Origin of the sequence: Candidatus Nitrosopumilus sp. (assembly GCF_965262695.1) — an archaeon.
Taxonomy (GTDB): domain Archaea; phylum Thermoproteota; class Nitrososphaeria; order Nitrososphaerales; family Nitrosopumilaceae; genus Nitrosopumilus.
On sequence record NZ_OZ253550.1, the window covers coordinates 624,913 to 646,590 of the forward strand.

Here is a 21,678-nt window from a genome sequence, read left to right on the forward strand (position 1 = left end):
TTTTGTTCAGAAAACAGTTTTTGTAAGTAAAATACAGGAGAGCCGACTAGTCTCCCCCGCCCTCAGATCATAAGACCTGACGAACAATATACATTACAAAATTTGTATAAAAGCACAAAAGGGAATTTTGAGCCTAAAAACCCAGCGATGTTGAGTTTCCAGTTAAAGAATCAAAGAATAATTTTCCTGCAGCAATCAAAATAACTACGGAAACCAAGATCTGGAGATATCTTTCTTTGATATCAATAGACAACCTTGCTCCAACTAATCCCCCAATAAAAGAACCAATTGCAAGAAATCCAGCTTGAATAAAATCAGGATGTCCCAATAAGCTGTGAGCAATTACTCCGGATGATGAAGCAAATAACAATATCATTTGAGAGGTGGGCGCAGCTTTTTTCATTGCCATACCCATTCCAACTACCATTAATGGAACAAACACAATTCCTCCACCTATTCCAAAGAAAGAAGATATGATTCCTGCAAAGAAACTAGCACCGATTGCAAAAATCATCATTTGTAAAGAAACTTTTTTTTCTTTTGTTTCAATTTTTTTTCTCAAGAAAATATAAGCAGCTGATGCAATCAACACAAATCCAAACAATATCTTAAAAATATCAGAACCTACATCACTAGAAACAATTGCGCCCAATACAGTTCCAGGAATAGATAGCAATCCAAGTTTTAATCCTAAAGAATATTCAATTCGTTTTTGTTTAGAATAAGATATAGTAGATGCAACAGCATTGCTAAGAGCTGCAAAAAGACTATTGCTTGCAGCAGCAGTTGGAGAAAACCCAAGGAAAGTTAAAACTGGAACTACAATAACACCACCACCTAATCCAATCATAGAACCCAACACTCCTGCTGCAAATCCTAAAGGAATAAGCCATAATTGATCAATCATCGTAATCGCCAATCAAAGAATTTTGTTGTATATAATTAGACGTGTTTTGTAATAATTAATGTCCGTAATACAGAATCATCTTTTGAGGTAATCTCCAAGAGAATTTCAGTGTCAGCCAAATTATCAATTTTTGATTTTATGTTACGCTCATCAGAGTCATAATAGAAGGCATGTACAGCATCTAGCCATTCAGGAATAGATTCAAAATCAGCAGATTCTTCTTCCCAACAATCACAAACAAGCGTTTTGATTACAGTCTCAAATATCGCATATGTTATTTCTTTATCAGATTCCAATGTATCAGTTTCAATATTAGCAATCGCTAGAATTGGAGATGCGGCACTTCCACCAATGTTGATATTTCCAATAGTATTTCCATCAGAATCTAAAACAGCAGTAGTTGTACAGTATTCAACATTTTTTGAAAGTCCTTTTTCAAAAAATGTACAGTACTGGCTAATGGTATGATCAGTTACAGCTGTAGGAGATGAAACAAAAACATCATGTTCTTTTAGAGATGTTTGAATTGTTTCAATATCGTAATAAGTAAAACCAGAATCATAGATGGGGGCAGTAAATGGTTCTGAAGAATCTTCAGGAATTAACATAGTATATGAAGCAACGGCTGCAATACCAAGAACGATTGGAATCATAATTAATTTATTCACAAACAACAAATCGATTGTTCAAAAATAAGGTTTTGCAATTCTAAATTGAGATAATAGTTAGAATTGAATCTTTTGTGATATTGTTTTGTTCAATGAATCCAGCAGTTACTTCAAGAATATAGATGGCATTATTTTCAGGAACCACACTTTGACATGTGGCAATCTCTAGAGCAGCTTTGCACGGAGGAACGTCTTGTTCAATATGTACAACTTTGCCATTTTCGTCAAACCATATCATATCAAGTGGGAATTGCATGTTAAGCATCCACAGAGAATAAAGTCCAGGTTCGCTAAAGACAAAGATCATTCCTTGGTCATAGGGTAATTGATCTTGGAACATCAAGCCACGTACTCTTCGAGGCTCAGTGTCTGCTATTTGTACCTCAAGCGGGACATCATCAACCTTGATTGTACCTCTAGGAAATTCAACTGATTCTAATTTACTATCTTGAGGAATGGACATCAAGCCTACAACGCCTATAATGACAGCGGCAATTGAGATTGGAATTAGTGCCTGAGCCCTAGTAGTCACATTTCAATTTGTTCAGGCCTTTTAAAATACGTTAATTATTTGAGTCGAGGACATTTATACAAACAATCAGAAATCAATGTAATTGTCTGAAGACAAAACACTTCCAAAGGATATTGATTCAGATTACAGTTTACCTGGTCGTTATGAAGAAAGTAATTTTGAACATCAACAACCAATTTTACCACAAGATACCACACCAAAATCTAAAAGTAAAAGTCTTGCAATAGGAGTCATAGCTTTTGCAATTGTGTCAGCAGGATTCCTTTCGTATTATTTTATGAATCAAAATGAAATTGACTCTCAAATTGTCCAAAATACATTAAACATGAGTCCTGAACAAATATTGGCAAATCAATACAATGTTGGAAAATATGGAAGTGATCATGCACATGCTGCAATGCTTGTTGTGTTGGATGGAGAACAACTAAATTTTGGACTTCCACAATTTCAACTATCAAGCAAGTACATTCATTTTGAGGATCATAATCCATATTTGATTCACAAACATGCAACAGGAGTACCGTTGGAAATGCTTTTTGTGTCAATAGGGTTGAATGTAACGCAAGATTGTATTTTTGTAGAATATGATTTTTCTAAAGATATCAATGAGTTTTGTGCAGAAGGGAAGAAAACAGTTCAAGTTTATGTTAATGGAAAGAAATTCCCATCAGACATTTCACAATATGAGATTCAACACAATGATAGAATACTAATCACATTAGATGAAAAATCAATTTCAAAACATTTGAAGTATTTGGATTCATTTGAGATATTTGATGTACCCAAAAAACCATTAGTTAATTCAGAAAAAGATATTTTTATCTAAAAATACAATCTAGTGATTCATCACAGATGTTTTAAAATCACTAATTGATGAAAATGTGTTTTTTGTTTGGTGACCGATATCGTGAATTGTGGCACTGTTGTATTTCTTTTCCAAGTATCTGCCTGCAACTATCATGGGGCCGCCAACTGCACATGTAACACCTGTTGGTTCAGGTATCCATAACATCAAAAAGCCTATTTTTTGGAGTTTTTTTCCAGGGGCAGGGGCCTTTTGAAGTGCACCTAGTGAACGAGCAGTATGCGTATCATCCATTTTTGCAACATCAGAGTACAAACTTGCCCTTCGTTTTGCAGATTCAGAGATTTTTCTGAGTTTTTCTAGTCGTTCCTTTAGAGGGTCTGCCATTCCTATATTGAATATAGGAAAAAATAGTTAAGATTCAAAGATCAACAACGGTTACTTCTGAGTCAACAAAGAGTAACCAAAAATCTCTGAAAAAGACACTCAATTATAGTAGATAAAATTTAGATACAAAGATTACATGAAAGGCAAAAATTCCAAGAGATTAGATTCCATCAAAGCAGCCCACCAATCAGAAAAGGCTCGCTCCAGTACCAGAATGGAGGACTATTTGGAGATTATTTCAGAATTAGTAGCACTGAAAGGATATGCGACTACTTTAGATATTTCAAGATACATGAATGTAAGTGCACCTAGTGTCACCAAAATGTTACAGAGATTAGATGAGGGAGGGTATCTAGAATATGAAAAATATCACGGAATCAATCTAACAAAAAAAGGAATAGAAATAGCTGATGGGATAAGACAGAAACACGGAATCTTGTTAGAGTTTTTTGAGATTCTAGGGATTGGGTATGATACTGCAAATCAAGACACAGAAGGAATAGAACACCATCTAAATCCAAAAACAATCAAGCAGTTAAGAAAATTCATCACATTTCTAAAAGCAAACCCAAAGATTATTGAGAATTTTAAAAATCTTTGAGAAATAGTTGAATATCATTTTGTGATGATGCAAGTTTCATCAAATTTCTTGCGACATCAGAGCGTTTTGGGATTTTGATTTGTCCCTTTTTACCAATTCTAGTTGAGGTAATGTATTCATCATGAACATAAATGTCAGCATGCATTGCAGTGTATTCTTTGCTAACAGTAAGAATCAAAGCTGTTTTTGATTCTGAAAAAGTAAAAGGCAAGTCATTTGAATCTACACTATAATGCTCAGAGTCTTTTTGGACCACATCAACGTGTATTTTTAGTAATTTTTCAATTTCATTAATGTTAGAACCACCCCGACCAATAATAGATGGAATATATTGTTCATCAACCATCACCTTAACTCTGTTATCAGATAGAATTTCAACTTGAGCCCTAGGATCATATTTTTTGAAAGTTTCACGAATTTTGTCTTCAGCCAGCTTTTCTATTCCCATTTTGGTTTTTTTTCCTACGGGAACTATCACATTTTCTTCTCCAAACGTATAGATTTCATGCTCCAATGTGTTATCAGCAAAATTTCTAATTTCAATAACAGGCCTAGCAAGATCAGATTCGGTCATTCCAGAAGGCACCTTTACCTTTAGTTCCAGATCATAGACTTTTTCGATTTGTCCGTCTTTGACAAACACTACAGTATCCAAAACGTTTGGAATTATCCCGAGTTCAATTTTTCCAATGAATCTTTGAATTGCATCTAAAGGAGAATTTGCATGGACCACGCCCACCATTCCAACTCCAGTCAATCTCAAATCAGCAAATGTCCTAAAGTCTTCACGTCTTCTTACTTCATCAAAGACAGTATAATCGGGACGAACTAAAAGTAAGATATCAGCAGTGTTATCAAAACTACCATCAAGTTTACTGTATTGAGTAATACCAGGATCAACTTGCAAATCACGTGGAGATTCGAATGTTTTGACAATCTTGCCCTGAGCATGATAAAAATTTGCGAGTCCTGATGCCAATGTGCTTTTTCCAGAACCAGGAGCACCTGAAATTACAATTCCTTCTGCTCTATCAGAGAATCGTTCCATTAGTTTTTCAGATATACTGTAATCTTCAAGAGATAGTTGTATTATTGGATGAACGATTGTTATCTCAAAAGATTCTGAGAATGGTGGATGAGTAATTGCAATTCTGTAATCTTCATGCTGTACTACTGAAGCTCCAGTTTTAGATATCTCAATAGTACCAGAATCATTTGCATTTGCAATATCTAGAATTTGGGAAGAAATCATCTCAAGATAATCTCGGGTCAGGACATCGTCGTTGATTTTTGTAAGTAAAAAGGCACCCGGTTTTCCTCTTTTTGCAAGAGGGGGTTGATTTTCTTTTAGATGCACACTCATTGTTTCAACATCAAAAAACTTTAGAAATTCTAAAGTTTCTTTTTTAATTTCTGTTTTTAGAAATACAGTTTGAATCCCTTCTGCTTGAGCAACTAAATGCTGCACATGATCAGATGTGTAAAGGATGGCATCATTTTGTTTTGCCATATCAGCAATTAACGCATCAATTCTTCCGCCCCCAGCAAGTTTGATTTCATCTGAAGATAGGTGTGAGCCTTTCAGAATTACTTCTAAACCAAAACTACCAGAAAGATCTTTTAATTTACGAATTTTTTCTAATCCCACGAATCCTTGTTCTTTTTTATTTGACGCTTGTGATTGTAATTCATCTAAAACTGCTTGAGGAATGATAATTTGAGAGTTTTTAACAGATCCATTTTCTATTTGAGATATCAATTGACCGTTAATTACAACACTAGTATCAGCTACAATTTTTGACATAATACGAATTATTAATGAGGCGTACACTAATTATCGTTTCCTGAAATCTCATCAATTGGTTTTGAGAGGATATAATCAAGATGGCTTTTGAATTACAGAAAGAAATGTCATCATATTATCAAAGAGAAATCAGACCTGCTTAAAGAAAATAAGCTCCAAGAACTAAAATCACTCACTCTTCTCAAAAAATGCTAATTTAATAAAATACAATATGGATATGTACGAAAAGAACAAAGAGTTTTACAAAAATTGTACCCAGTACTTTGAATTCTTGCGAAGAGTAGGAAAGACAGACTATGAGTTTGAAGACGAGTATTATTTCACCATGCCTGCAATATCTAGCAGTTAGATACCAGAAGACTTAGGAATACCACCAAGTTTCATAGCGTATGGACACCCAATTAGTAGAATTAGCAGATTATGCCATAAAATATGCAAATGATTCAAAGACACAATATTGTGATGTAAGATCTGAAGAGCAAGAAAGAGTATCAGTGTTAATTGAAAATGGGGAAACAGAATATGTTCGAACTATTAATGATTCAGGAATAGGAATAAGACTAGTAAAAGACGGAACATGGAGTTTTAGTTCAATTACAAATCCAAAATCAAAAGAACAGGTAAAAAGAGCAATTGATGAGGCCATCAAAAATTCAGTCCATTATGCAAAAGACAAAAAAGAATTATTTTCTCTTTATCCAAATACTAGTGTAGAAAAAAAGATAGACTACAAAGTAGTAGAAAAACCAAACTTAGATGAATTAATCAAGGTAGGTATGAGTTGTGACAAAATCATTTCAAATACTCCAAAAATCATAAAGTCAGTGACAAATCCATGGTACACAAATAATTCGAAATATTTTTCAAACAGTGAAGGTTCAAAAATTTTACAAAATTTTTCAGATGTAGTGATTGATATGATTGCTACTGCACATGAATCAGGATTAACTCAATCAGTAAACATTACTGAAGGTGGAAGAGGCGGAATGGAGCAAATCACCAAAGGAGATAAAGCTCAAAACAGTGCACAAGAGATTGCAAAAAAAGCATCAAAATTATTATCAGCAAAACCTGCAAAAGAAGAAAAAGCCACAGTAGTTATGAATCCAGATTTTGTTTCATTGCTTACTCATGAAATATTGGGTCATCCATCAGAGGCAGACAGGGTTTTAGGAAAAGAGATGGCATGGGCAGGTGGAGCATGGTGGAAAGGAAAAATTGGGGAAAAAATTGGTTCTGAGAAATTAAATGTCTTTGATGATCCTACAATTGAAGAAAGTTTAGGATGGTATTATTTTGATGATGAAGGAGTTCAAACAAAAAAGACTGCTCTGGTAGAAGAAGGAGTGTTGAATAATCATATGCAAAATAGAGAAACAGGAAAAATTTTCAATAAAGAACCTACTGGAAACATGAGAGCTACTAACTATCGATTCATGCCATTGATTAGAATGGCATGTACATGTATTGGGAATGGAGATTGGAATGTAGATGAAATGATAAAAGAAGTAAAGAATGGATATTTGGTTTCAAACATGAAGATTCCATCAATTGATATGAAGAGATACAACTGGAGCATATCTTGCCAATATGCACAAAAAATTGAAAATGGGGAAGTGACAGATTTGTTAAGAGACGTTATTGTTATGGGAACAGCACCAGAATTTTTCCAATCAATTGATGCATGTGGGAACGATTTTGCAGTAAGACCAATTACAAATTGTGGAAAAGGTGACCCAATGCAATCAATGATCATGGGCAATGGAGGGCCTTCAATTAGGGGAGTTGCAACAGTAAAGAGTGTGAATTAGATGAACAAGTTAGAGACAGTAAAACAAAACGTAATTGAGTGTACAAAATGTGATTTGTGTAAAACCAGAACAAATTCTGTTCCAGGAAAAGGCAATTTCCAATCAGATGTGATATTTGTTGGTGAAGCACCTGGAAGAAACGAAGACAAGAATGGAGAGCCATTTGTAGGTGTGGCAGGAAAAAAGCTTTCTGCAGCACTTGAAGGTGCAGGAATTTCCAGAGGGGAAGTATACATTACCAATGTTGTAAAATGCAGACCTCCAAACAACAGGGTGCCAAATACGAATGAAAGAGACACTTGTAAAGAATATCTAAAAAAAGAAATTTCAATAATTAAACCAAAAATTATTTGCGTTTTAGGAAATACAGCATTTAACTCAGTTTTAGGAGGCTCTGAGATTACAAAATTTAGAGGAAAACTAGTAAGAAAAGATAGTCAATTGTATTTTTTGACAATTCATCCTGCTGCAACAATATACAATCAGGAATTAATCTCTACATTAAATGAAGATATTGTAAAACTCTTTGATTTAATCAGAGAATTAAAAAATAACAATACAGTTTCAATAGATATTGAATACACTTCCTAGAAGATTTTATCTTCAAGATACAGTAACTGTTGCAAAAAATTTGTTAGGTAAAAAAATTATTAGAAAAATAGGAAAAAGTGAAATTTCAGGAATAATCACAGAGACTGAAGCTTACAGACACAAAGATGATCCAGCAAGTCATGCACATAGAAAAATCACAGACAGAAACAAGGCAATGTTTGGAGATGTAGGAATGGCTTATGTGTATTTCACATATGGGATGTATTACTGTTTTAACGTAGTAGCTAGAAACCCAAAGGTTGCAGCAGGAGCAGTTTTGATTCGTGCAATTGAACCAGAAAAAGGATTAAAAAAAATGCAGGAAAACCGAAACAAGAGTGATTTGAAAAATCTTACAAACGGGCCTGCAAAACTAACTCAAGCATTACAAATCACCAAAGAGCATTATGGTGTAGATTTGACTAAAAATTCAAAATTATACATCACAGAAGGAATAAAGGCAAAAAAAATTGTTTCATCACCCAGAATAGGAATTAAAGAAGCAACAGACAAGCTATGGAATTTTAAGATAAACGTCTAATCTTTGTTGTTTTCATCCAAAGTCCATGGAGCAAATTTACCAAGAATTCTTTGCCAATCTAATCTTAAAAGTAAAACCACAACCGAAGTCATCATAGCTCCAAAAATAATAATTCCAATGTAAACGGGGGTAGCATCATCAATGTTTTCAAGGAATGGTTCAACTAAAGATAATCCAAGATAGTGAGAAACAAAGACAATAGTATAACTGAGAACAAATTTTCCAGTAAGAGTTGCAATAAAGAATCGTTTTGGATTATATTTTGCAAGTCCTAATGGAACATAAACTAAATCATCAGGTATTGGAGTTGCAGCTGCAAAGAATGCTGCACCTGCACCATATCTTTTTACCAATCTTTCAAAAGGCCTCATTCTTTTCCTAGTTTTTTCGTTGATAATTTTTCTTCCACCATAGCTCACATAGAATATGATCTGTTTTGCAACAGTTGCAGTAACTGCAGACAAAATTGCCAATACATGCAGATCAAACTGATCACCTACAGACATTGTAGCTAACAACAAGAATCCAGGTAAAGGGACAAAGGGAACAAGCGAACCAAAAAAATTAACAAGTGCTAAACTGAGGTATCCTACTTCAGGTGCAAATGGAAAAAGGTCAACAAAATCCACTGTTCAAACTGTTTTCACGTATTATTTAATTAAAACGAGATCAGGACATGCAACAATCATTAAAATATCATCTTTTATGAACTCCAATAAATGGAAGAAAAAGAATACAGAGAGATTTGTGATATAATAGCAACAATTAGCCCATATATCAGATTTGTAGGGGTAATAGGCGAAAGCGGGGAATTACTGGCATACAAAAGAAGATCAGACTTGGTGCCATTATTGAATGAAAAAAATACCCAGTATCAGTTCTCACATATTGCAATAAAGACAGATTTGGAAGGATTTTTCGATAAAAATCTAGGTGAAATTGAGTTTGTGTGGGAGGAGAGAAAAAAAGTTCAAACTATATCATTTGCAATTAAAAAAGAAAGGGTTTGGATTTCAATTGATAAAAAAGTAATCAGATCAGAGATGCTTAGAATCATTGATTCCTGCTTACCAATTGTAAAAAAATACTCTTAGAAATTGAAATGCCCGTATTGTGAAATTGATTTAGACTCACTTAGTATGACAGATGGCTTGAAACATGTTTTAGAGCATAAAAAAGAAAATCAAGATTAACTTTTTTCTATAACTAGGATCACCAAACAACATGGATGAGCCAGACGAGATTCAAAAATTAATTGATGAGATTAGTTTTAGAAAAGCAAATTCCAAAGATTACAAGAGTATGAAAGTTGAGGAAATAAGTAAAGAACTCAGAGATGTTATGGAATTTGAAAGAGAGTCTTTTAAAAAAATTGAAGAATTTGAAAAAACACAAAACAATCCAGATTTGATTCAGTATGCCAAGATGATTTGCAGAAACACCACACAAAGAGAAATCGCGCAGATTCAAGAGGTGTATTTAAAAAAAATAGACGAAAAGTACCTAAAATCAGAATAGATTTCTACAAACAATATTTTTCATAAATCAAAAAATAAACTTCATTCAAGTAAATCGGAGTACATAGACAACCTCAAATATCCATTCACATAACGACTCTCGTGTATAAGAAAAGAATAATTTGGTTTTTTGTTTTTATGGGAATGTATTCTCTGATATTTCAAATCGGTTCAATGTCAGAACCGACAGGAGAGGAAGCTGCAGCATTTATGAAAGAATTTGAAGCAGTAACAGGAAACATTGATGCAATAGGATTGTTTGTTCACAATACAACAATATCACTTCCAATGTTCATTCCAGGGATTGGTCTAGGATGGGGATTATTTTCAGCATGGTCAACAGGATTTGCAGTTGCAAATATAGCAGTTCAAATGCCAATGATTTTAGAAAAACCAGCACTTTCTATTCTATATTATTCTCCCTACGGATTCATGGAAATTGTGGCTTATTCCCTAGGCATATCAAGAAGCTTCATCTTAATTGTAGGAATTATCAAAAAGAAGGATCTTAAATCATTACTAAAGCCAACTGCCATAGAAATTGCCATAGTCATAGGTTTGCTGTTTGCAGCAGGGTTCTTGGAATTTTACTTGATTGAAACAGAAGGAGAACAGGAGATTTTAGACAACCAAAAAGAATTATCTGAAAATAATGAACCCATTACATATTCTTCAGATTTACCAGAATCATGTGATGGTGTAACCAGTATAGAGATTGGACTTCACCCCACAGGTGAAGAGTGTATGAAGTTGATTAATGACAGAATTTTTGCTTATTGTATGACAGAAAATAATGATGATGAATCTATTGCCCAAGGATGTAGAGCACAAGTATTCATGACTATGGATCAAAATTGCAAAGACGATGAACAAGCACCTTACGACACATGTATGATGAGTGAATTAAAACAATCATATCAAAACCTAATACCAAAACCATGATGACCAATCAAGTATGAGAATATCTACTTAGGATCAAATGACTATACCTCAATATCATATTCAGAAGTAATTATCATAATATTGTATTCAGAATCAAAAATGTTATTTGCTTGATTATGTTGTAAGTAATATGGATTTTACAGCATCACTAAAATTAATCCATGCCAATTTCTTCTTTGTAGACATTGTTGGTTTGTCAGATACGTCAATGTCCACCAAGACTCAGATAAAAAAAATTGAGACATTAAACAAATGCATGTCAGAATGCAAATCATTCCAATCCGTTCCTATTGAATCGCTGTTATTGTTACCTACTGGAGATGGTTGTTGTATTGGTTTTCTACAAGGACCAGAATTACCATTACTATTAGCAATAGAATTACATGAAAAACTAGCAGCATACAACAAAGCAAAAATTCCAAGTGAAACCATACGAGTAAGAATTGGATTGCATAGTGGGAATTGTTTTATTGTAAATGACTTGTTGGGTCAAAGAAATACTTGGGGTCCAGGCATCATCTATGCAAGAAGGGTTATGGATTTTGGAGATGACGGACATATTTTATTATCTCCAACGCTAGCTGAAGATTTACGTTCTTTATCAGACGAATATAGGGATGTAATCAAACCAGTTCATGACGTAGTACTAAAACATGGGATGACAATGCTTCTTTATTCTGCATATGGAGATGGATTTGGAAATAAGAAACATCCAGAAAAGGGGGCATCCATGCGCAGCAAATATGGAGAAGAGATACTTCGACTACAAAAAACAACACTGTATCCATCAATTGACCTGATATTGTCAGTTGTTGATCCAGAAAAGATGATAGTTCAACACAAAAGAACATATGAAATTGTAAACACATCAAACGACCCAATCAAGACAGTGCTACATGGAATTGCAACAGATGTGGATATTCCAGACATTAATGATATGAACATTAACGTGTATGATGAAAAAGACAGAGAATGTCCAATTACAAGCATTAACGTAGACAAACCAGATGTCAAAGAATTTACAACAGAATTTAGCGAGCCAATTACAAAAGAAGATACGGGTAAAAAATACACATTACAATACGAAGTAGAAGAACCTGAAAGATATTTTGAGAATGCATTTTTAATTGATTGTCAGAAATTTAACATGTCATTTAGATATCCAACTGGAAATGGAATCAAACGACCAGAATTGTTAGAAATTAACCAAGAAACCGAAGCCAAAACATCATCAAAAATAGTGCCAAAGATAAACACAGAAGGCGCTCATGAAATCATAAAATGGACTATGGAAGACATTCCAAAAGGAAAGACATATCGAATAGAATGGTAAGATCTATAATTTAGAATCATCAATCCACATTTCTCTATGAATGAAATTCTTTGAATCAGAATTATATTCACTAATTAATCCATAGCCGCTTTTCTTTCCAGATGCAGCATAATCAAAATATAATGCTGTAAAGATTTTTTCTTGTCCGTCCGCTGCTTTTTTCCATTTATCACTTGGGATAAAAAACCAATATTGTTTATCCATACTTGGAAGCATAGGCCCCAGAGAAAATGTTGTCATATCAGTTGTTTTCAATTCATCTTTTGAAGGCAGTTTTGAAAACAATGCAAATTTTGCAGTAACTCCAGAAGCTGGGAGTTCTCCGAAATTTCTAACAGATATTGAAAATTGGCAATCGCCATTAATTGAATCATCCATTTTTTTAATAGCACCAAGGTGGCCTATCCAAGGACGAAAGCGATATTCTGTTTGTATTCTGCTTACTTCCACAGTAGCTTCAAATTGTTTAACTGTTCTATACAACAAAACCACAAGTACAATAGTAGCAGCTGCTGTAGCTATAGAACCTACTGCTTCAAAGGATACCTCTACCAACATAATTTACAACCCAAAGTAGTATTCAAGAATATCGTTTTGTTACTCAAAATACCAAATCAATACGGGAAATTATTTGTCTTCATAAAGCCAACATTGCACATAGCCAGTTTCAGTTTTAAATTTCGGTGGAAGTTGCTTACATTTTTCAACTGCCAAAGGACACCGGTCAATAAATCTACATTGTGTTGGTGCATCAAGCAAGCTTGGTGGAATTCCTTTGATGTATTTTGGTTTGTTTCCTTTTAGTGTAGGAATTGACTCTAAAAGTCCCTGAGTGTAGGGATGTTTTGGGTTTTTGTAGATTTCTTTAGAAGAGCCAAATTCTATAATCTGTCCACCATACATGATACCAATTTTGTCGGCAATCTCAGACAGTACAGCCAAATCGTGCGTAATTAGCATAAATGACATACCTGATTTTTTTAGAGATTTTAAGAGATTGATGATTTGGGCTTGAATCAAGACATCAAGTGCAGTGGTAGGTTCATCAGCAATCACAAACTTTGGTTTTAACAACAAAGCCATAGCAATTACAGCTCTTTGTTTCATTCCACCACTGAGCTCATGAGGATATTTTTGGAGTACATTTGTATCAAGATTTACAGAGTTCATTGCATCAGAGATTACTTGTTTTGAATCACCATCAAAATTATGTTGTTTTAGAATTTCAAGGAACTGGTCATTGATGGTAAAAACTGGATCAAGAGAATTCATTGCCCCCTGAAATACCATAGATATTTTTTTCCACCGAAATGTTTTATCAAATGTTTCCTCATCAACATCTAAGATAGAAGTACCATCAAAGGTGATCTCTCCTTGGGATTTTCCCCCAACAAGCATTCGAATAATGGATAATCCCAAAGTACTCTTTCCACATGCACTCTCACCGGCAATCCCTATTGATTCACCATCTTCTAATGCAAAATCAACATCATCTACTGCATAAACTGGGCCTCTTGATGAATCATATCGTGATGTTAATCCATCAACAGTTAGAAATGCCATGTATTTCTCATATCCAAACTAGAATTTTTGTTTTGTACTAAGGGATATAAACAACTCTGTCAGAATGTAAAAAGCGATTCAAATGAAACTTCCAATATGTGGCTTTGATGCAAAAAATTCAATACTTTGTCCACAATGCGAAAACAAAGTTGAATCAGGAGAGATAACAAAAGCAGATGTTGAAGCATCAACAATCTTAGCTAAAATTGCAAAATCAAATAACAAGATTGAAAACTTTACACTATATTCTTGCAAAGAATTTCAAGGAAATTTTGTCCTATCCTTGGCAAAAAACGATATCATGATAATTAGGCAAAGCAGAACGCTATACAGACTCCTCCAAGATCAATTCAAAGGCAAGATTTGGCTAGTTGAGGCAGATGAGACAGACAAGAAATTCATAGAGGATCTGTTCTTTCCAACCAAGATTCTTTCAATTAACTCAGTTTGGGCCCCAGGCGGGGTTCAAAAGACAAAAGCGGTAGTTTCAGGCAAATGGACGCCTAGATTTCCAATAGACACAGAAAAGGTAGTTAAGATTGTAAAAAATGCCCGAAACCTTGACATTGAGATAGAATTTGAGGATAAAGGTAGAAAATAATGGTCTTTGTAAAAACTCACGATATTTCAGAACTCACATCAGAGTTAATTGGAAAGCAAGTTGTTTTGGGAGGATGGATTGAGGATTTAAGAAAATTGGGGAAAATGTCATTTATTACATTACGTGATGTATCAGGAATATCTCAAGTTATTGTAAAAGGGGAACTAAATGATAATCTCGGAGAGATTAATCGTCAAAGTGTTGTAAGTGTAAAAGGAATAGTTCAAGAAACAAAGGCAAGAGATTTTGCATTTGAAATTAAAGCAGATGAAATTGAAGTGTTAGGAAAAGCAATTCACCCATTACCAGTTGATCCTATTGGAAGAGTAGAAAGCAACATCGACACAAGATTAAATCATCGTGCATTAGACATGAGAAATCAGAAAACAGCATCCATTTTCAAATTAAGACATTATGTGTTACAATCATTAAGAAAGACATTAGCAGGAAAAAAATTCATAGAGATTACCACACCAAAAATTATTGGCAGTGCAAGTGAAGGTGGGGCAAATCTCTTTTCATTAGAGTATTTTGGAAAGAAAGCATACTTGGCACAAAGTCCACAATTATACAAAGAACAAATGACAATAGGATTAGAAAGAGTGTTTGAAATTTCAAACTTTTATCGAGCAGAAAACTCCCACACTGGAAGACACCTTAGTGAATTTACTAGTATAGACATTGAAGCAGCATTCATGGATTACAATGACGTCATGGATGTTTTAGAATCACTAGTTATGGAAGTATACAAATACACATCAGAGAATTGTAAAAAAGAACAAGAAGTTATCGGACATACAATAGAAGTTCCAAAATCACCATTTGAGAGAATTACATACAATCAATGTATTGATGAACTAAAGAGTGCAGGAGAAAAAGTAGAATTTGGAGACGACTTGTTAGACTCTCACCTCAGAATCATAGGAGACAATCATCCAGGATTTTTCTTTTTGACAGACTGGCCTATGAAACTAAAACCATTTTACATTAGAGAAAAAGATGAAAACCCAGAACTATCACGCTCATTTGACTTGCAGTTTGGATACCTAGAGTTATCCTCAGGTGGAACTAGACTTCATAATCCAGAGATGTTAAAGGCAAGGCTAAAAGAACAAGACTTGGATCCTGCACAATTTACGGACCATCTTAAGGCATTTGATTGGGGAATGCCGCCACATTCAGGATGGGGAATGGGATTAGACAGGTTGATGACTACATTAATTGGAATCGATAATGTCCGTGAAGTGGTTTTGTATCCAAGAGATCCAGACAGATTAAGTCCATAGTTATTCAGATTTTTATTGTAATAAAATTACATCAATTTATGATAGAACAAGAAGATGCAAAAAAAGTAGTTGAGGTCATTGGGAATAATTTGATTGGGGTGTCACATGATTCAACTAGTTTTCAAAAACTGCCAGACTCTTTTTGGGGGTATTTTGCCAGAGGTCATGACAAGAAAGGAAACTTTGGAGTAATTGTAACTTATTCTGAAGATGGAAAAGATGTGGATGAGTTAATCAAAATGTATGAAGAATGGGCAGAAAAAAATAAACCAAAATCAGAATAAGTTATTTTGTTTCTAACAATAGTTTGCGGTAACCCTGACATTCTTTACAGATAGGCTTTCCTTTGTACTTTGGATTACCTTCTTTAATTTTTAGCGTACCTTCAACAAGTTTACAGATACAGCATTTTGCCATGATTGATTCATCAAAAATGCGATTAATAAAAATTGGGAATTTGAAAAAAAGATAAATCCAAAGAAATGGATCTATCCTAGTGTACAAATGTGATTTTTGTGGATCAAATTTTGGAGACAGAGTTTGCTACTTTTGTGAGAAGAATTGCTGTACATCATGCATAGTAGATGATAGAACACGTTGCAAGGAATGCTATATCCATAAAAGAAAATTAAATGCAAAACAACTGATTAGAAAAAACAAACTTGTTTTTGTGTTTATTGGAATTTTGTGGTTTTATGCAGTTTTTCCAGGGCCATTTATGCCTGGATTGGAAGGATGATTCTATGTAATCTCAGTTGTTGCCGCAGTTTTAATTTTGATTCCAGTATGTTTAGCCATGTTCTTTTGGTCACTAAACCCACCAAAATCAGATGTGAAGAAGAGAAAAGATTAGAGACTATCAGTGATTTGTTTTGTAAATTCAGAAGTAGTTTTATCTCCACCAATATCTTTTGTTTTGACTCCAGTTTTTACTAAATCAAATATTGTTGATTCTAATTTTTGTCCAACTTCAAAACATTTTGAATCACTGTATTTTGTTCCAAGCCAGTCAAGCATCATTTTAATTGAAAGCAAGAATGACGATGGATTTGCAATATTTTGTCCTGCAATATCAAATGCAGCTCCGTGAACTGGTTCAAACAATGCAAAGTTGTCACCAATGTTTGCAGCAGGAGCCATTCCTAAACCACCAACAACTTGAGATGATTCATCAGATAAGATATCTCCAAATAGATTTGTAGTTACTACAACATCAAATTCTTGAGGTTGACGGATTAAGTTCATTGCACATGCATCAACATACATTTGTTCAAATTTGATATCAGGGTAATCTTTTGACACTTCAGTACATGCTTTTGCAAACAAACCATCAGTAACCCTCATAACATTTGATTTATGAACACAAGTCACTTTTTTCTTTGAATTTCTTTGTTTTGAAGCTTCAAATGCATATTTTGCAATTCTCTTTGATGCATTTTCAGAAATTATTCTCAAAGCCACTGCAGAGTCACCTAAACTAAATTCCTTTCCAGTGTAAAGATCCTCAGTGTTTTCACGAACTATCACCATGTCAATATCATCACGTAATGCAGGCATGTGGGGATAGGATTTTGCAGGTCTGATGTTTGCATACAAATCAAGCATTCTTCTTAAAACAACAATCACATCAGCAGCACTTTCTCCAACAGGGGCCTTCATACAGGCATCAGATTGTTTTATTGCATCAACTGTTTCATCAGGAAGTGCTTTTCCTGTTTTCTCTAATGCTTTATCACCAGCAGATAATTTTGTAATATCAAATTTCAAATCAAGTTTATCGTTAATTGTTTCAAGTACAGAAATTGCAGATTCTGATAATTCAGGTCCAATTCCATCACCAGTAATTAATGAGATTTTATACATAGAATCACTTTATCAGAGTTTTGAGATTAACTTATCTGTTTTTCTTGAAGTAATTTTTTGAGCATTATTCGGTTAACTGCATCAATAACTGCTTTGACTGAAGTAGTAACAATATCCTCACCTACAGATTTTGAAGAAACCTTGTTTCCTAATGCATCCTCAACCTTTACTGTAACTTCACACAATGCACCAGAACCTCCAGAGATAGATGCTAATCCATAATCTTTGATTCTAATTTCAGAAAGTTTTCCAGTGACTTTTTGAATTGCATTAAGTGCAGCATCAACTGGACCAACACCATAATCAGTTCCAACATGATCTTCTCCATCTACATTTAATTTTACAAATGCATATGGCATAGTTCCAATTCCAGTAGATACTGAAAATCCAGTTAATTGTACAATTCTTTTAAGATCTTTATCACCCATCACTTCACTAGCAATAGAAAGTAATTCTACATCAGTGAGTTGCTTTCCTTGATCACCAATTACTTTGACTTTGTCTAAGATTTGTTTTGATTGTTCTTCATTTGGTTTTACACCATATTCAGCCAACATTGCATTCATTCCATGTACACCGGCATGTTTTCCAACTTGTAGCCATCTCTTTCTACCAACAAGTTCAGGACTAATTGGCTCATAGGTAAGAGGATTATTTAACACACCATGAGTGTGAATGCCTGATTCATGACCAAATGCGTTTGCACCAACAATTGCCTTGTTTGGTTGAACAATTATGCCTACAGTTTTGGAGATAAATCTAGATGCATCATAAATTAATTCAGATTTGATGTTAGTCTCATACTTTTGTTCATGTGGCAAACATTTGAGTGCCATTGAAAGTTCTTCCAAAGAGGCATTACCTGCACGTTCACCAATTCCATTAATTGTAACATGAGCACATGCAGCTCCTACATGAATTCCAGCCAAAGAGTTTGCAACAGCTAATCCAAAATCATTATGACAATGAACACTGACTGGAAGTTTTGTAGCTTCAATTGTATCCTTTGTAATTTGTGCCATGTATTCAGGAGTAGAATAGCCAACAGTGTCAGGAATATTTACTCTATCAGCACCTGCCTTTGCAACTTCGCCAAACACTTTTTTCAAAAATTCCCTATCAGTTCTTGAAGCATCTTCAGCAGAAAATTCTACTTGAAGACCGCGAGACTTACCATACTCTACTGCTTCAATTGCTTTTTCAAGTGCTTGCTCTCTTGTCATTTGGAGTTTATGTTCTAAATGAATATCAGAAGTTGCAATGAATGTATGGACATAATTTAATCCAGCATCAACTGCAGCATCGATATCTTTTTTGATTGTCCTAGTCAATCCTGCAATCTCACAAGACAATCCTTCAGAAGTTATCATCTTTACTGCTTTTAATTCACCATCAGAAATTACTGGAAATCCAGCTTCTATTGCATCAACTCCTAATTCATCAAGTTTTTTTGCAATTGCTAATTTTTGTTCTGGAGATAAAGATACACCAATTGTTTGTTCTCCATCTCTTAAGGTTGTATCAAATATTCTAACATTCAGGATGAACCACTCCTTTGTAAAGCTGCAACGCCGGTTCTTGCAACATCAAGTATTCCAAAGGGTTTTGCTAACTCTTCAAATGCTTTGATTTGATCAGGAGTTGCAGTTAATTCTACCATGATAGAGTCTTTTTTAACATCATGTATTTTACCGCCGTATGCGTTTGCCAATTTGTTTATCTCCATACTATCATTAGCATTACTTAGTTTAATCTTAAAAATACTAAGTTCTCTATAGACAGTTTTGTGCTCATCTAAATGCTCTACTTTAACAGTATCAATCATTTTATCGAGTTGCTTTACGATTTGCTCTACACGTTTTTCATCCTCAATGGTGGTAATTGTTATTTTTGAATATTCAGGATTGTCAGTTACACCTACAGAGATACTATCAATATTGAAGTCTCTTGCACGAAATAGGTGTGTTACCTTGAATAAAATTCCAGGTTTGTTTTCAACTAAGAGAGAAAGAATTGCCCACATGTTAATCACTATGATGGTAAGATCATATCCTTAAGCGAAGTTCCAGGAGCTACAAATGGCAATACGTCTTCTTCAGGATCAATTGGAATATCAATTACTGTTGCAACATCACTGCTCAACGCATCTTTGATTGCTTTATCAAGTTCATCCATGGACTGTGCTCTAATTCCTTGAGCTCCATAAGATTCTGCTAATTTAACATAATCAGGACACCATTTTCCTTGGTCCACACCAATCATCCTTCGGTTATAGAATGTTCTTTGCCATTGAGCTACCATTCCCAATGTAAAGTTGTTCATTACAAATACAATTACTGGAATATCTTCTAGTACTGCAGTTGCAAGAGAGTTTTCAGTCATTGCAAAACTGCCATCACCTGCAATATCCACAACAGGGACATCAGGTTTTGCGACTTTGGCACCAATTGCAGCTGGGAATCCCCAACCCATTGTGCCAAGTCCAGTAGAACTAAAGAAAGTTCCAGGTTGAATTACATCATAAAATAATGATGCCCACATTTGATGTTGTCCTACTTCAGTTGTAATGATTGATTCTTTTGGCAATATTTCTCTTAATTTACGTAAAATTTTTGCTGCACCCATTTCACCTGGATGAAGTTTAAGATTTTCTTGCCAGTATGCTTTGGTCTCTTTGACATGTTTTATCCACGGAGTTTCGTCAGTCTTTTTAATTGCTTTTTGCAAAAGTAACTTTACCATAATTCTAAGATTCATCTGCACATCACCAACTACAGCAAGTTGTGCAGTTTGATTTTTGCCAATTTCAGCAGGATCCACATCCATATGAATAATTTTTAATCCTCTTTCAAACTCTTCAAAAGTTCCAACAGATCTATCAGAGAATCTTGTACCAATTGCCAAAACACAATCAGCCTCAGACATGATTTTGTTTGCTTCTGCATGACCATGCATTCCAATAGGACCTAAAGACAAAGGATGATTTTCAGGAAATGCGCCTTTTCCTTTGAAGGTAGTCACTACAGGAAGCATCAATGCTTCAGCGACAGCTTGTAATTCTGCAAATGCTGAGGAAATGATTGTTCCACCACCAGCTAAGATTACAGGTTTTTGTGAATGAAGTAACATATCAATTGCTTTTTCAACTGCAACAATATCAGGATCAGCCCAAGGATGATAACCTTGAATTTTAAATTCATCAGGAAAAACCATTTCGGCTTCATCTTGTTGTACATCTTTTGGAATGTCAATTAATACAGGTCCAGGTCTTCCAGTTTCTGCAATGAAAAATCCCTTCTTTACAACTTCAGGAATCTCACCAGGAGTTCTTGGTTGAAATGCATATTTTACAACAGGATTTGCCATTCCAATAATGTCACTTTCTTGAAATGCATCTTTTCCAATCATAGGGGTAGGGACTTGTCCGGTCACTGCAACCATTGGTGAAGAATCAGCTTGTGCTGTTGCAATACCAGTTAGAATATTGGTTGCTCCAGGACCAGATGTTGCAAAACAAACTCCAGGTTTTCTGCTCACTCTACCAAATCCATCTGCCATATGAGCTGCAGATTGTTCATGTCTTGCCAAAATATGTCTAATATCACATCTAGCAAACTCATCATACATTGGAAGATTTGCACCTCCCGGTAAACCAAATACTTCCTTGACGCCTTCTTTTTCCATTGCAGTCATCAAGGCCTTTGCACCAATCATATTTTCCATATTACTCATCAAATTTCTCTCCATAATTTTAATGTGTTAAAACAAAAAGATCTTTTTGTTTAGTACAGAACCTCCAGTAGTATGATAGAAGAAGCAGCTACTGGGTCAGACATGATAACTAAGAAAAGTAATTTGTTTATAAAATTAGCTGACTAGTCTTAGGCACAAATGTGCGTTATTTATCTAAAGACTGTCAGCGAAGA

26 protein-coding genes and 1 pseudogene are annotated in these 21,678 nt (G+C 34.5%); 14 read left to right on the plus strand and 13 right to left on the minus strand.

Annotated elements, in window-relative coordinates; translation table 11 throughout:
- Window positions 1-133: 133 nt before the first annotated feature.
- The 3 genes from ACQY2P_RS04025 to ACQY2P_RS04035 are packed head-to-tail and all read right to left on the minus strand — an operon-like array spanning window position 134 to window position 2,107.
- On the minus strand, window positions 134-907 hold the full coding sequence (locus tag ACQY2P_RS04025; RefSeq protein ID WP_428327110.1) for a sulfite exporter TauE/SafE family protein: 774 nt from the start codon (window positions 905-907) through the stop codon (window positions 134-136).
- Window positions 908-942: 35 nt separating this feature from the next.
- Window positions 943-1,575: a hypothetical protein gene (locus ACQY2P_RS04030; RefSeq protein ID WP_428327111.1), complete on the minus strand. Its 633-nt coding sequence runs from the start codon at window positions 1,573-1,575 to the stop codon at window positions 943-945.
- Between the two features lie 40 nt (window positions 1,576-1,615).
- Window positions 1,616-2,107, minus strand: a complete 492-nt coding sequence (locus ACQY2P_RS04035; protein ID WP_428327112.1) for a DUF192 domain-containing protein — start codon at window positions 2,105-2,107, stop codon at window positions 1,616-1,618.
- Between the two features lie 82 nt (window positions 2,108-2,189).
- Here ACQY2P_RS04035 and ACQY2P_RS04040 point away from each other — a divergent pair, with 82 nt between their 5' ends.
- Window positions 2,190-2,933 (plus strand): hypothetical protein, encoded by a 744-nt coding sequence (locus ACQY2P_RS04040; protein ID WP_428327113.1) that lies wholly within the window; start codon window positions 2,190-2,192, stop codon window positions 2,931-2,933.
- A gap of 9 nt (window positions 2,934-2,942) precedes the next feature.
- On the opposite strand, the gene ACQY2P_RS04045 is transcribed toward ACQY2P_RS04040, so the two are convergent.
- Window positions 2,943-3,299, minus strand: a complete 357-nt coding sequence (locus tag ACQY2P_RS04045) for a hypothetical protein (protein WP_428327114.1) — start codon at window positions 3,297-3,299, stop codon at window positions 2,943-2,945.
- Window positions 3,300-3,435: 136 nt separating this feature from the next.
- On the opposite strand from ACQY2P_RS04045, the gene ACQY2P_RS04050 reads away from it, so the two are divergent.
- Window positions 3,436-3,900 (plus strand): metal-dependent transcriptional regulator, encoded by a 465-nt coding sequence (locus tag ACQY2P_RS04050; RefSeq protein ID WP_428327115.1) that lies wholly within the window; start codon window positions 3,436-3,438, stop codon window positions 3,898-3,900.
- On the opposite strand, the gene ACQY2P_RS04055 is transcribed toward ACQY2P_RS04050, so the two are convergent.
- Complete coding sequence (locus ACQY2P_RS04055) at window positions 3,887-5,704, minus strand: PINc/VapC family ATPase (protein WP_428327116.1); 1,818 nt, start codon at window positions 5,702-5,704, stop codon at window positions 3,887-3,889. The two genes, ACQY2P_RS04050 and ACQY2P_RS04055, sit on opposite strands and share 14 nt — an antisense overlap.
- A gap of 211 nt (window positions 5,705-5,915) precedes the next feature.
- On the opposite strand from ACQY2P_RS04055, the gene ACQY2P_RS04060 reads away from it, so the two are divergent.
- From ACQY2P_RS04060 to ACQY2P_RS04075, 4 genes are read left to right on the plus strand one after another with little or no spacing between them, the layout of a single operon-like run.
- Window positions 5,916-6,053, plus strand: a complete 138-nt coding sequence (locus ACQY2P_RS04060) for a hypothetical protein (protein WP_428327117.1) — start codon at window positions 5,916-5,918, stop codon at window positions 6,051-6,053.
- Window positions 6,054-6,093: 40 nt separating this feature from the next.
- On the plus strand, window positions 6,094-7,515 hold the full coding sequence (locus ACQY2P_RS04065) for a TldD/PmbA family protein (RefSeq protein ID WP_428327118.1): 1,422 nt from the start codon (window positions 6,094-6,096) through the stop codon (window positions 7,513-7,515).
- Complete coding sequence (locus tag ACQY2P_RS04070) at window positions 7,516-8,106, plus strand: uracil-DNA glycosylase (protein ID WP_428327119.1); 591 nt, start codon at window positions 7,516-7,518, stop codon at window positions 8,104-8,106.
- A complete protein-coding gene (locus ACQY2P_RS04075) occupies window positions 8,090-8,647 on the plus strand; it encodes a DNA-3-methyladenine glycosylase (RefSeq protein WP_428327120.1) in 558 nt (185 codons plus the stop codon). The genes ACQY2P_RS04070 and ACQY2P_RS04075 overlap by 17 nt, the downstream gene beginning before the upstream one ends.
- On the opposite strand, the gene ACQY2P_RS04080 is transcribed toward ACQY2P_RS04075, so the two are convergent.
- Entirely contained in the window at window positions 8,644-9,276 is a 633-nt protein-coding gene (locus tag ACQY2P_RS04080) for a VTT domain-containing protein (protein WP_428327121.1), read from the minus strand. The two genes, ACQY2P_RS04075 and ACQY2P_RS04080, sit on opposite strands and share 4 nt — an antisense overlap.
- Window positions 9,277-9,366: 90 nt before the next feature.
- Here ACQY2P_RS04080 and ACQY2P_RS04085 point away from each other — a divergent pair, with 90 nt between their 5' ends.
- From ACQY2P_RS04085 to ACQY2P_RS04100, 4 genes are all read left to right on the plus strand, one after another.
- Window positions 9,367-9,741 carry a DUF6659 family protein gene (locus ACQY2P_RS04085; protein ID WP_428327122.1) on the plus strand — a complete coding sequence of 125 codons (375 nt, stop codon included), beginning with the start codon at window positions 9,367-9,369 and terminating at the stop codon, window positions 9,739-9,741.
- Window positions 9,742-9,871: 130 nt separating this feature from the next.
- A complete protein-coding gene (locus ACQY2P_RS04090) occupies window positions 9,872-10,165 on the plus strand; it encodes a hypothetical protein (protein WP_428327123.1) in 294 nt (97 codons plus the stop codon).
- A 101-nt stretch (window positions 10,166-10,266) separates the two neighbouring features.
- Window positions 10,267-11,106 carry a hypothetical protein gene (locus ACQY2P_RS04095; protein WP_428327124.1) on the plus strand — a complete coding sequence of 280 codons (840 nt, stop codon included), beginning with the start codon at window positions 10,267-10,269 and terminating at the stop codon, window positions 11,104-11,106.
- A 130-nt stretch (window positions 11,107-11,236) separates the two neighbouring features.
- On the plus strand, window positions 11,237-12,439 hold the full coding sequence (locus ACQY2P_RS04100) for a hypothetical protein (protein WP_428327125.1): 1,203 nt from the start codon (window positions 11,237-11,239) through the stop codon (window positions 12,437-12,439).
- Window positions 12,440-12,442: 3 nt separating this feature from the next.
- On the opposite strand, the gene ACQY2P_RS04105 is transcribed toward ACQY2P_RS04100, so the two are convergent.
- Together ACQY2P_RS04105 and ACQY2P_RS04110 are read right to left on the minus strand one after the other, a co-directional pair.
- A complete protein-coding gene (locus ACQY2P_RS04105) occupies window positions 12,443-12,997 on the minus strand; it encodes a hypothetical protein (protein ID WP_428327126.1) in 555 nt (184 codons plus the stop codon).
- Between the two features lie 69 nt (window positions 12,998-13,066).
- A complete protein-coding gene (locus ACQY2P_RS04110) occupies window positions 13,067-14,002 on the minus strand; it encodes an ABC transporter ATP-binding protein (RefSeq protein ID WP_428327127.1) in 936 nt (311 codons plus the stop codon).
- A gap of 82 nt (window positions 14,003-14,084) precedes the next feature.
- Between ACQY2P_RS04110 and ACQY2P_RS04115 the strand changes: the two genes are divergently transcribed.
- From ACQY2P_RS04115 to ACQY2P_RS04125, 3 genes are read left to right on the plus strand one after another with little or no spacing between them, the layout of a single operon-like run.
- Window positions 14,085-14,603, plus strand: a complete 519-nt coding sequence (locus ACQY2P_RS04115) for a transcription elongation factor NusA (protein ID WP_428327128.1) — start codon at window positions 14,085-14,087, stop codon at window positions 14,601-14,603.
- On the plus strand, window positions 14,603-15,889 hold the full coding sequence (aspS, locus tag ACQY2P_RS04120; RefSeq protein ID WP_428327129.1) for an aspartate--tRNA(Asn) ligase: 1,287 nt from the start codon (window positions 14,603-14,605) through the stop codon (window positions 15,887-15,889). Before ACQY2P_RS04115 ends, aspS begins: the two co-directional genes overlap by 1 nt.
- A gap of 38 nt (window positions 15,890-15,927) precedes the next feature.
- A complete protein-coding gene (locus tag ACQY2P_RS04125; protein WP_012215450.1) occupies window positions 15,928-16,173 on the plus strand; it encodes a hypothetical protein in 246 nt (81 codons plus the stop codon).
- A gap of 1 nt (window position 16,174) precedes the next feature.
- On the opposite strand, the gene ACQY2P_RS04130 is transcribed toward ACQY2P_RS04125, so the two are convergent.
- A complete protein-coding gene (locus ACQY2P_RS04130; protein WP_428323931.1) occupies window positions 16,175-16,306 on the minus strand; it encodes a hypothetical protein in 132 nt (43 codons plus the stop codon).
- 160 nt (window positions 16,307-16,466) lie between these two features.
- Between ACQY2P_RS04130 and ACQY2P_RS04135 the strand changes: the two are divergent.
- Window positions 16,467-16,742, plus strand: a pseudogene (locus ACQY2P_RS04135) (hypothetical protein).
- Here the strand turns inward: ACQY2P_RS04135 and ACQY2P_RS04140 are convergent.
- The 4 genes from ACQY2P_RS04140 to ilvB are packed head-to-tail and all read right to left on the minus strand — an operon-like array spanning window position 16,739 to window position 21,484.
- Window positions 16,739-17,752 carry an isocitrate/isopropylmalate dehydrogenase family protein gene (locus ACQY2P_RS04140; RefSeq protein WP_428327130.1) on the minus strand — a complete coding sequence of 338 codons (1,014 nt, stop codon included), beginning with the start codon at window positions 17,750-17,752 and terminating at the stop codon, window positions 16,739-16,741. The pseudogene ACQY2P_RS04135 and the gene ACQY2P_RS04140 overlap by 4 nt on opposite strands.
- A gap of 26 nt (window positions 17,753-17,778) precedes the next feature.
- Window positions 17,779-19,293 (minus strand): 2-isopropylmalate synthase, encoded by a 1,515-nt coding sequence (locus ACQY2P_RS04145; RefSeq protein WP_428327268.1) that lies wholly within the window; start codon window positions 19,291-19,293, stop codon window positions 17,779-17,781.
- On the minus strand, window positions 19,290-19,775 hold the full coding sequence (gene ilvN / locus ACQY2P_RS04150) for an acetolactate synthase small subunit (RefSeq protein WP_428327131.1): 486 nt from the start codon (window positions 19,773-19,775) through the stop codon (window positions 19,290-19,292). The genes ACQY2P_RS04145 and ilvN overlap by 4 nt, the downstream gene beginning before the upstream one ends.
- A gap of 8 nt (window positions 19,776-19,783) precedes the next feature.
- Entirely contained in the window at window positions 19,784-21,484 is a 1,701-nt protein-coding gene (ilvB, locus tag ACQY2P_RS04155; protein ID WP_428327132.1) for a biosynthetic-type acetolactate synthase large subunit, read from the minus strand.
- Window positions 21,485-21,678 lie beyond the last annotated feature (194 nt).

Coding starts and splice junctions, on each gene's coding strand:
- ACQY2P_RS04055 (WP_428327116.1), bottom strand. CDS start 5,704: ATGTCAAAAATTGTAGCTGATACTAGTGTTGTAATTAACGGTCAATTG.
- ACQY2P_RS04125 (WP_012215450.1), top strand. CDS start 15,928: ATGATAGAACAAGAAGATGCAAAAAAAGTAGTTGAGGTCATTGGGAAT.
- ilvN (WP_428327131.1), bottom strand. CDS start 19,775: ATGTGGGCAATTCTTTCTCTCTTAGTTGAAAACAAACCTGGAATTTTA.
- ACQY2P_RS04140 (WP_428327130.1), bottom strand. CDS start 17,752: ATGTATAAAATCTCATTAATTACTGGTGATGGAATTGGACCTGAATTA.
- ACQY2P_RS04050 (WP_428327115.1), top strand. CDS start 3,436: ATGAAAGGCAAAAATTCCAAGAGATTAGATTCCATCAAAGCAGCCCAC.
- ilvB (WP_428327132.1), bottom strand. CDS start 21,484: ATGAGTAATATGGAAAATATGATTGGTGCAAAGGCCTTGATGACTGCA.
- ACQY2P_RS04060 (WP_428327117.1), top strand. CDS start 5,916: ATGGATATGTACGAAAAGAACAAAGAGTTTTACAAAAATTGTACCCAG.
- ACQY2P_RS04045 (WP_428327114.1), bottom strand. CDS start 3,299: ATGGCAGACCCTCTAAAGGAACGACTAGAAAAACTCAGAAAAATCTCT.
- ACQY2P_RS04065 (WP_428327118.1), top strand. CDS start 6,094: ATGGACACCCAATTAGTAGAATTAGCAGATTATGCCATAAAATATGCA.
- ACQY2P_RS04090 (WP_428327123.1), top strand. CDS start 9,872: ATGGATGAGCCAGACGAGATTCAAAAATTAATTGATGAGATTAGTTTT.
- ACQY2P_RS04085 (WP_428327122.1), top strand. CDS start 9,367: ATGGAAGAAAAAGAATACAGAGAGATTTGTGATATAATAGCAACAATT.
- ACQY2P_RS04115 (WP_428327128.1), top strand. CDS start 14,085: ATGAAACTTCCAATATGTGGCTTTGATGCAAAAAATTCAATACTTTGT.
- ACQY2P_RS04070 (WP_428327119.1), top strand. CDS start 7,516: ATGAACAAGTTAGAGACAGTAAAACAAAACGTAATTGAGTGTACAAAA.
- aspS (WP_428327129.1), top strand. CDS start 14,603: ATGGTCTTTGTAAAAACTCACGATATTTCAGAACTCACATCAGAGTTA.
- ACQY2P_RS04100 (WP_428327125.1), top strand. CDS start 11,237: ATGGATTTTACAGCATCACTAAAATTAATCCATGCCAATTTCTTCTTT.
- ACQY2P_RS04110 (WP_428327127.1), bottom strand. CDS start 14,002: ATGGCATTTCTAACTGTTGATGGATTAACATCACGATATGATTCATCA.
- ACQY2P_RS04105 (WP_428327126.1), bottom strand. CDS start 12,997: ATGTTGGTAGAGGTATCCTTTGAAGCAGTAGGTTCTATAGCTACAGCA.
- ACQY2P_RS04025 (WP_428327110.1), bottom strand. CDS start 907: ATGATTGATCAATTATGGCTTATTCCTTTAGGATTTGCAGCAGGAGTG.
- ACQY2P_RS04130 (WP_428323931.1), bottom strand. CDS start 16,306: ATGGCAAAATGCTGTATCTGTAAACTTGTTGAAGGTACGCTAAAAATT.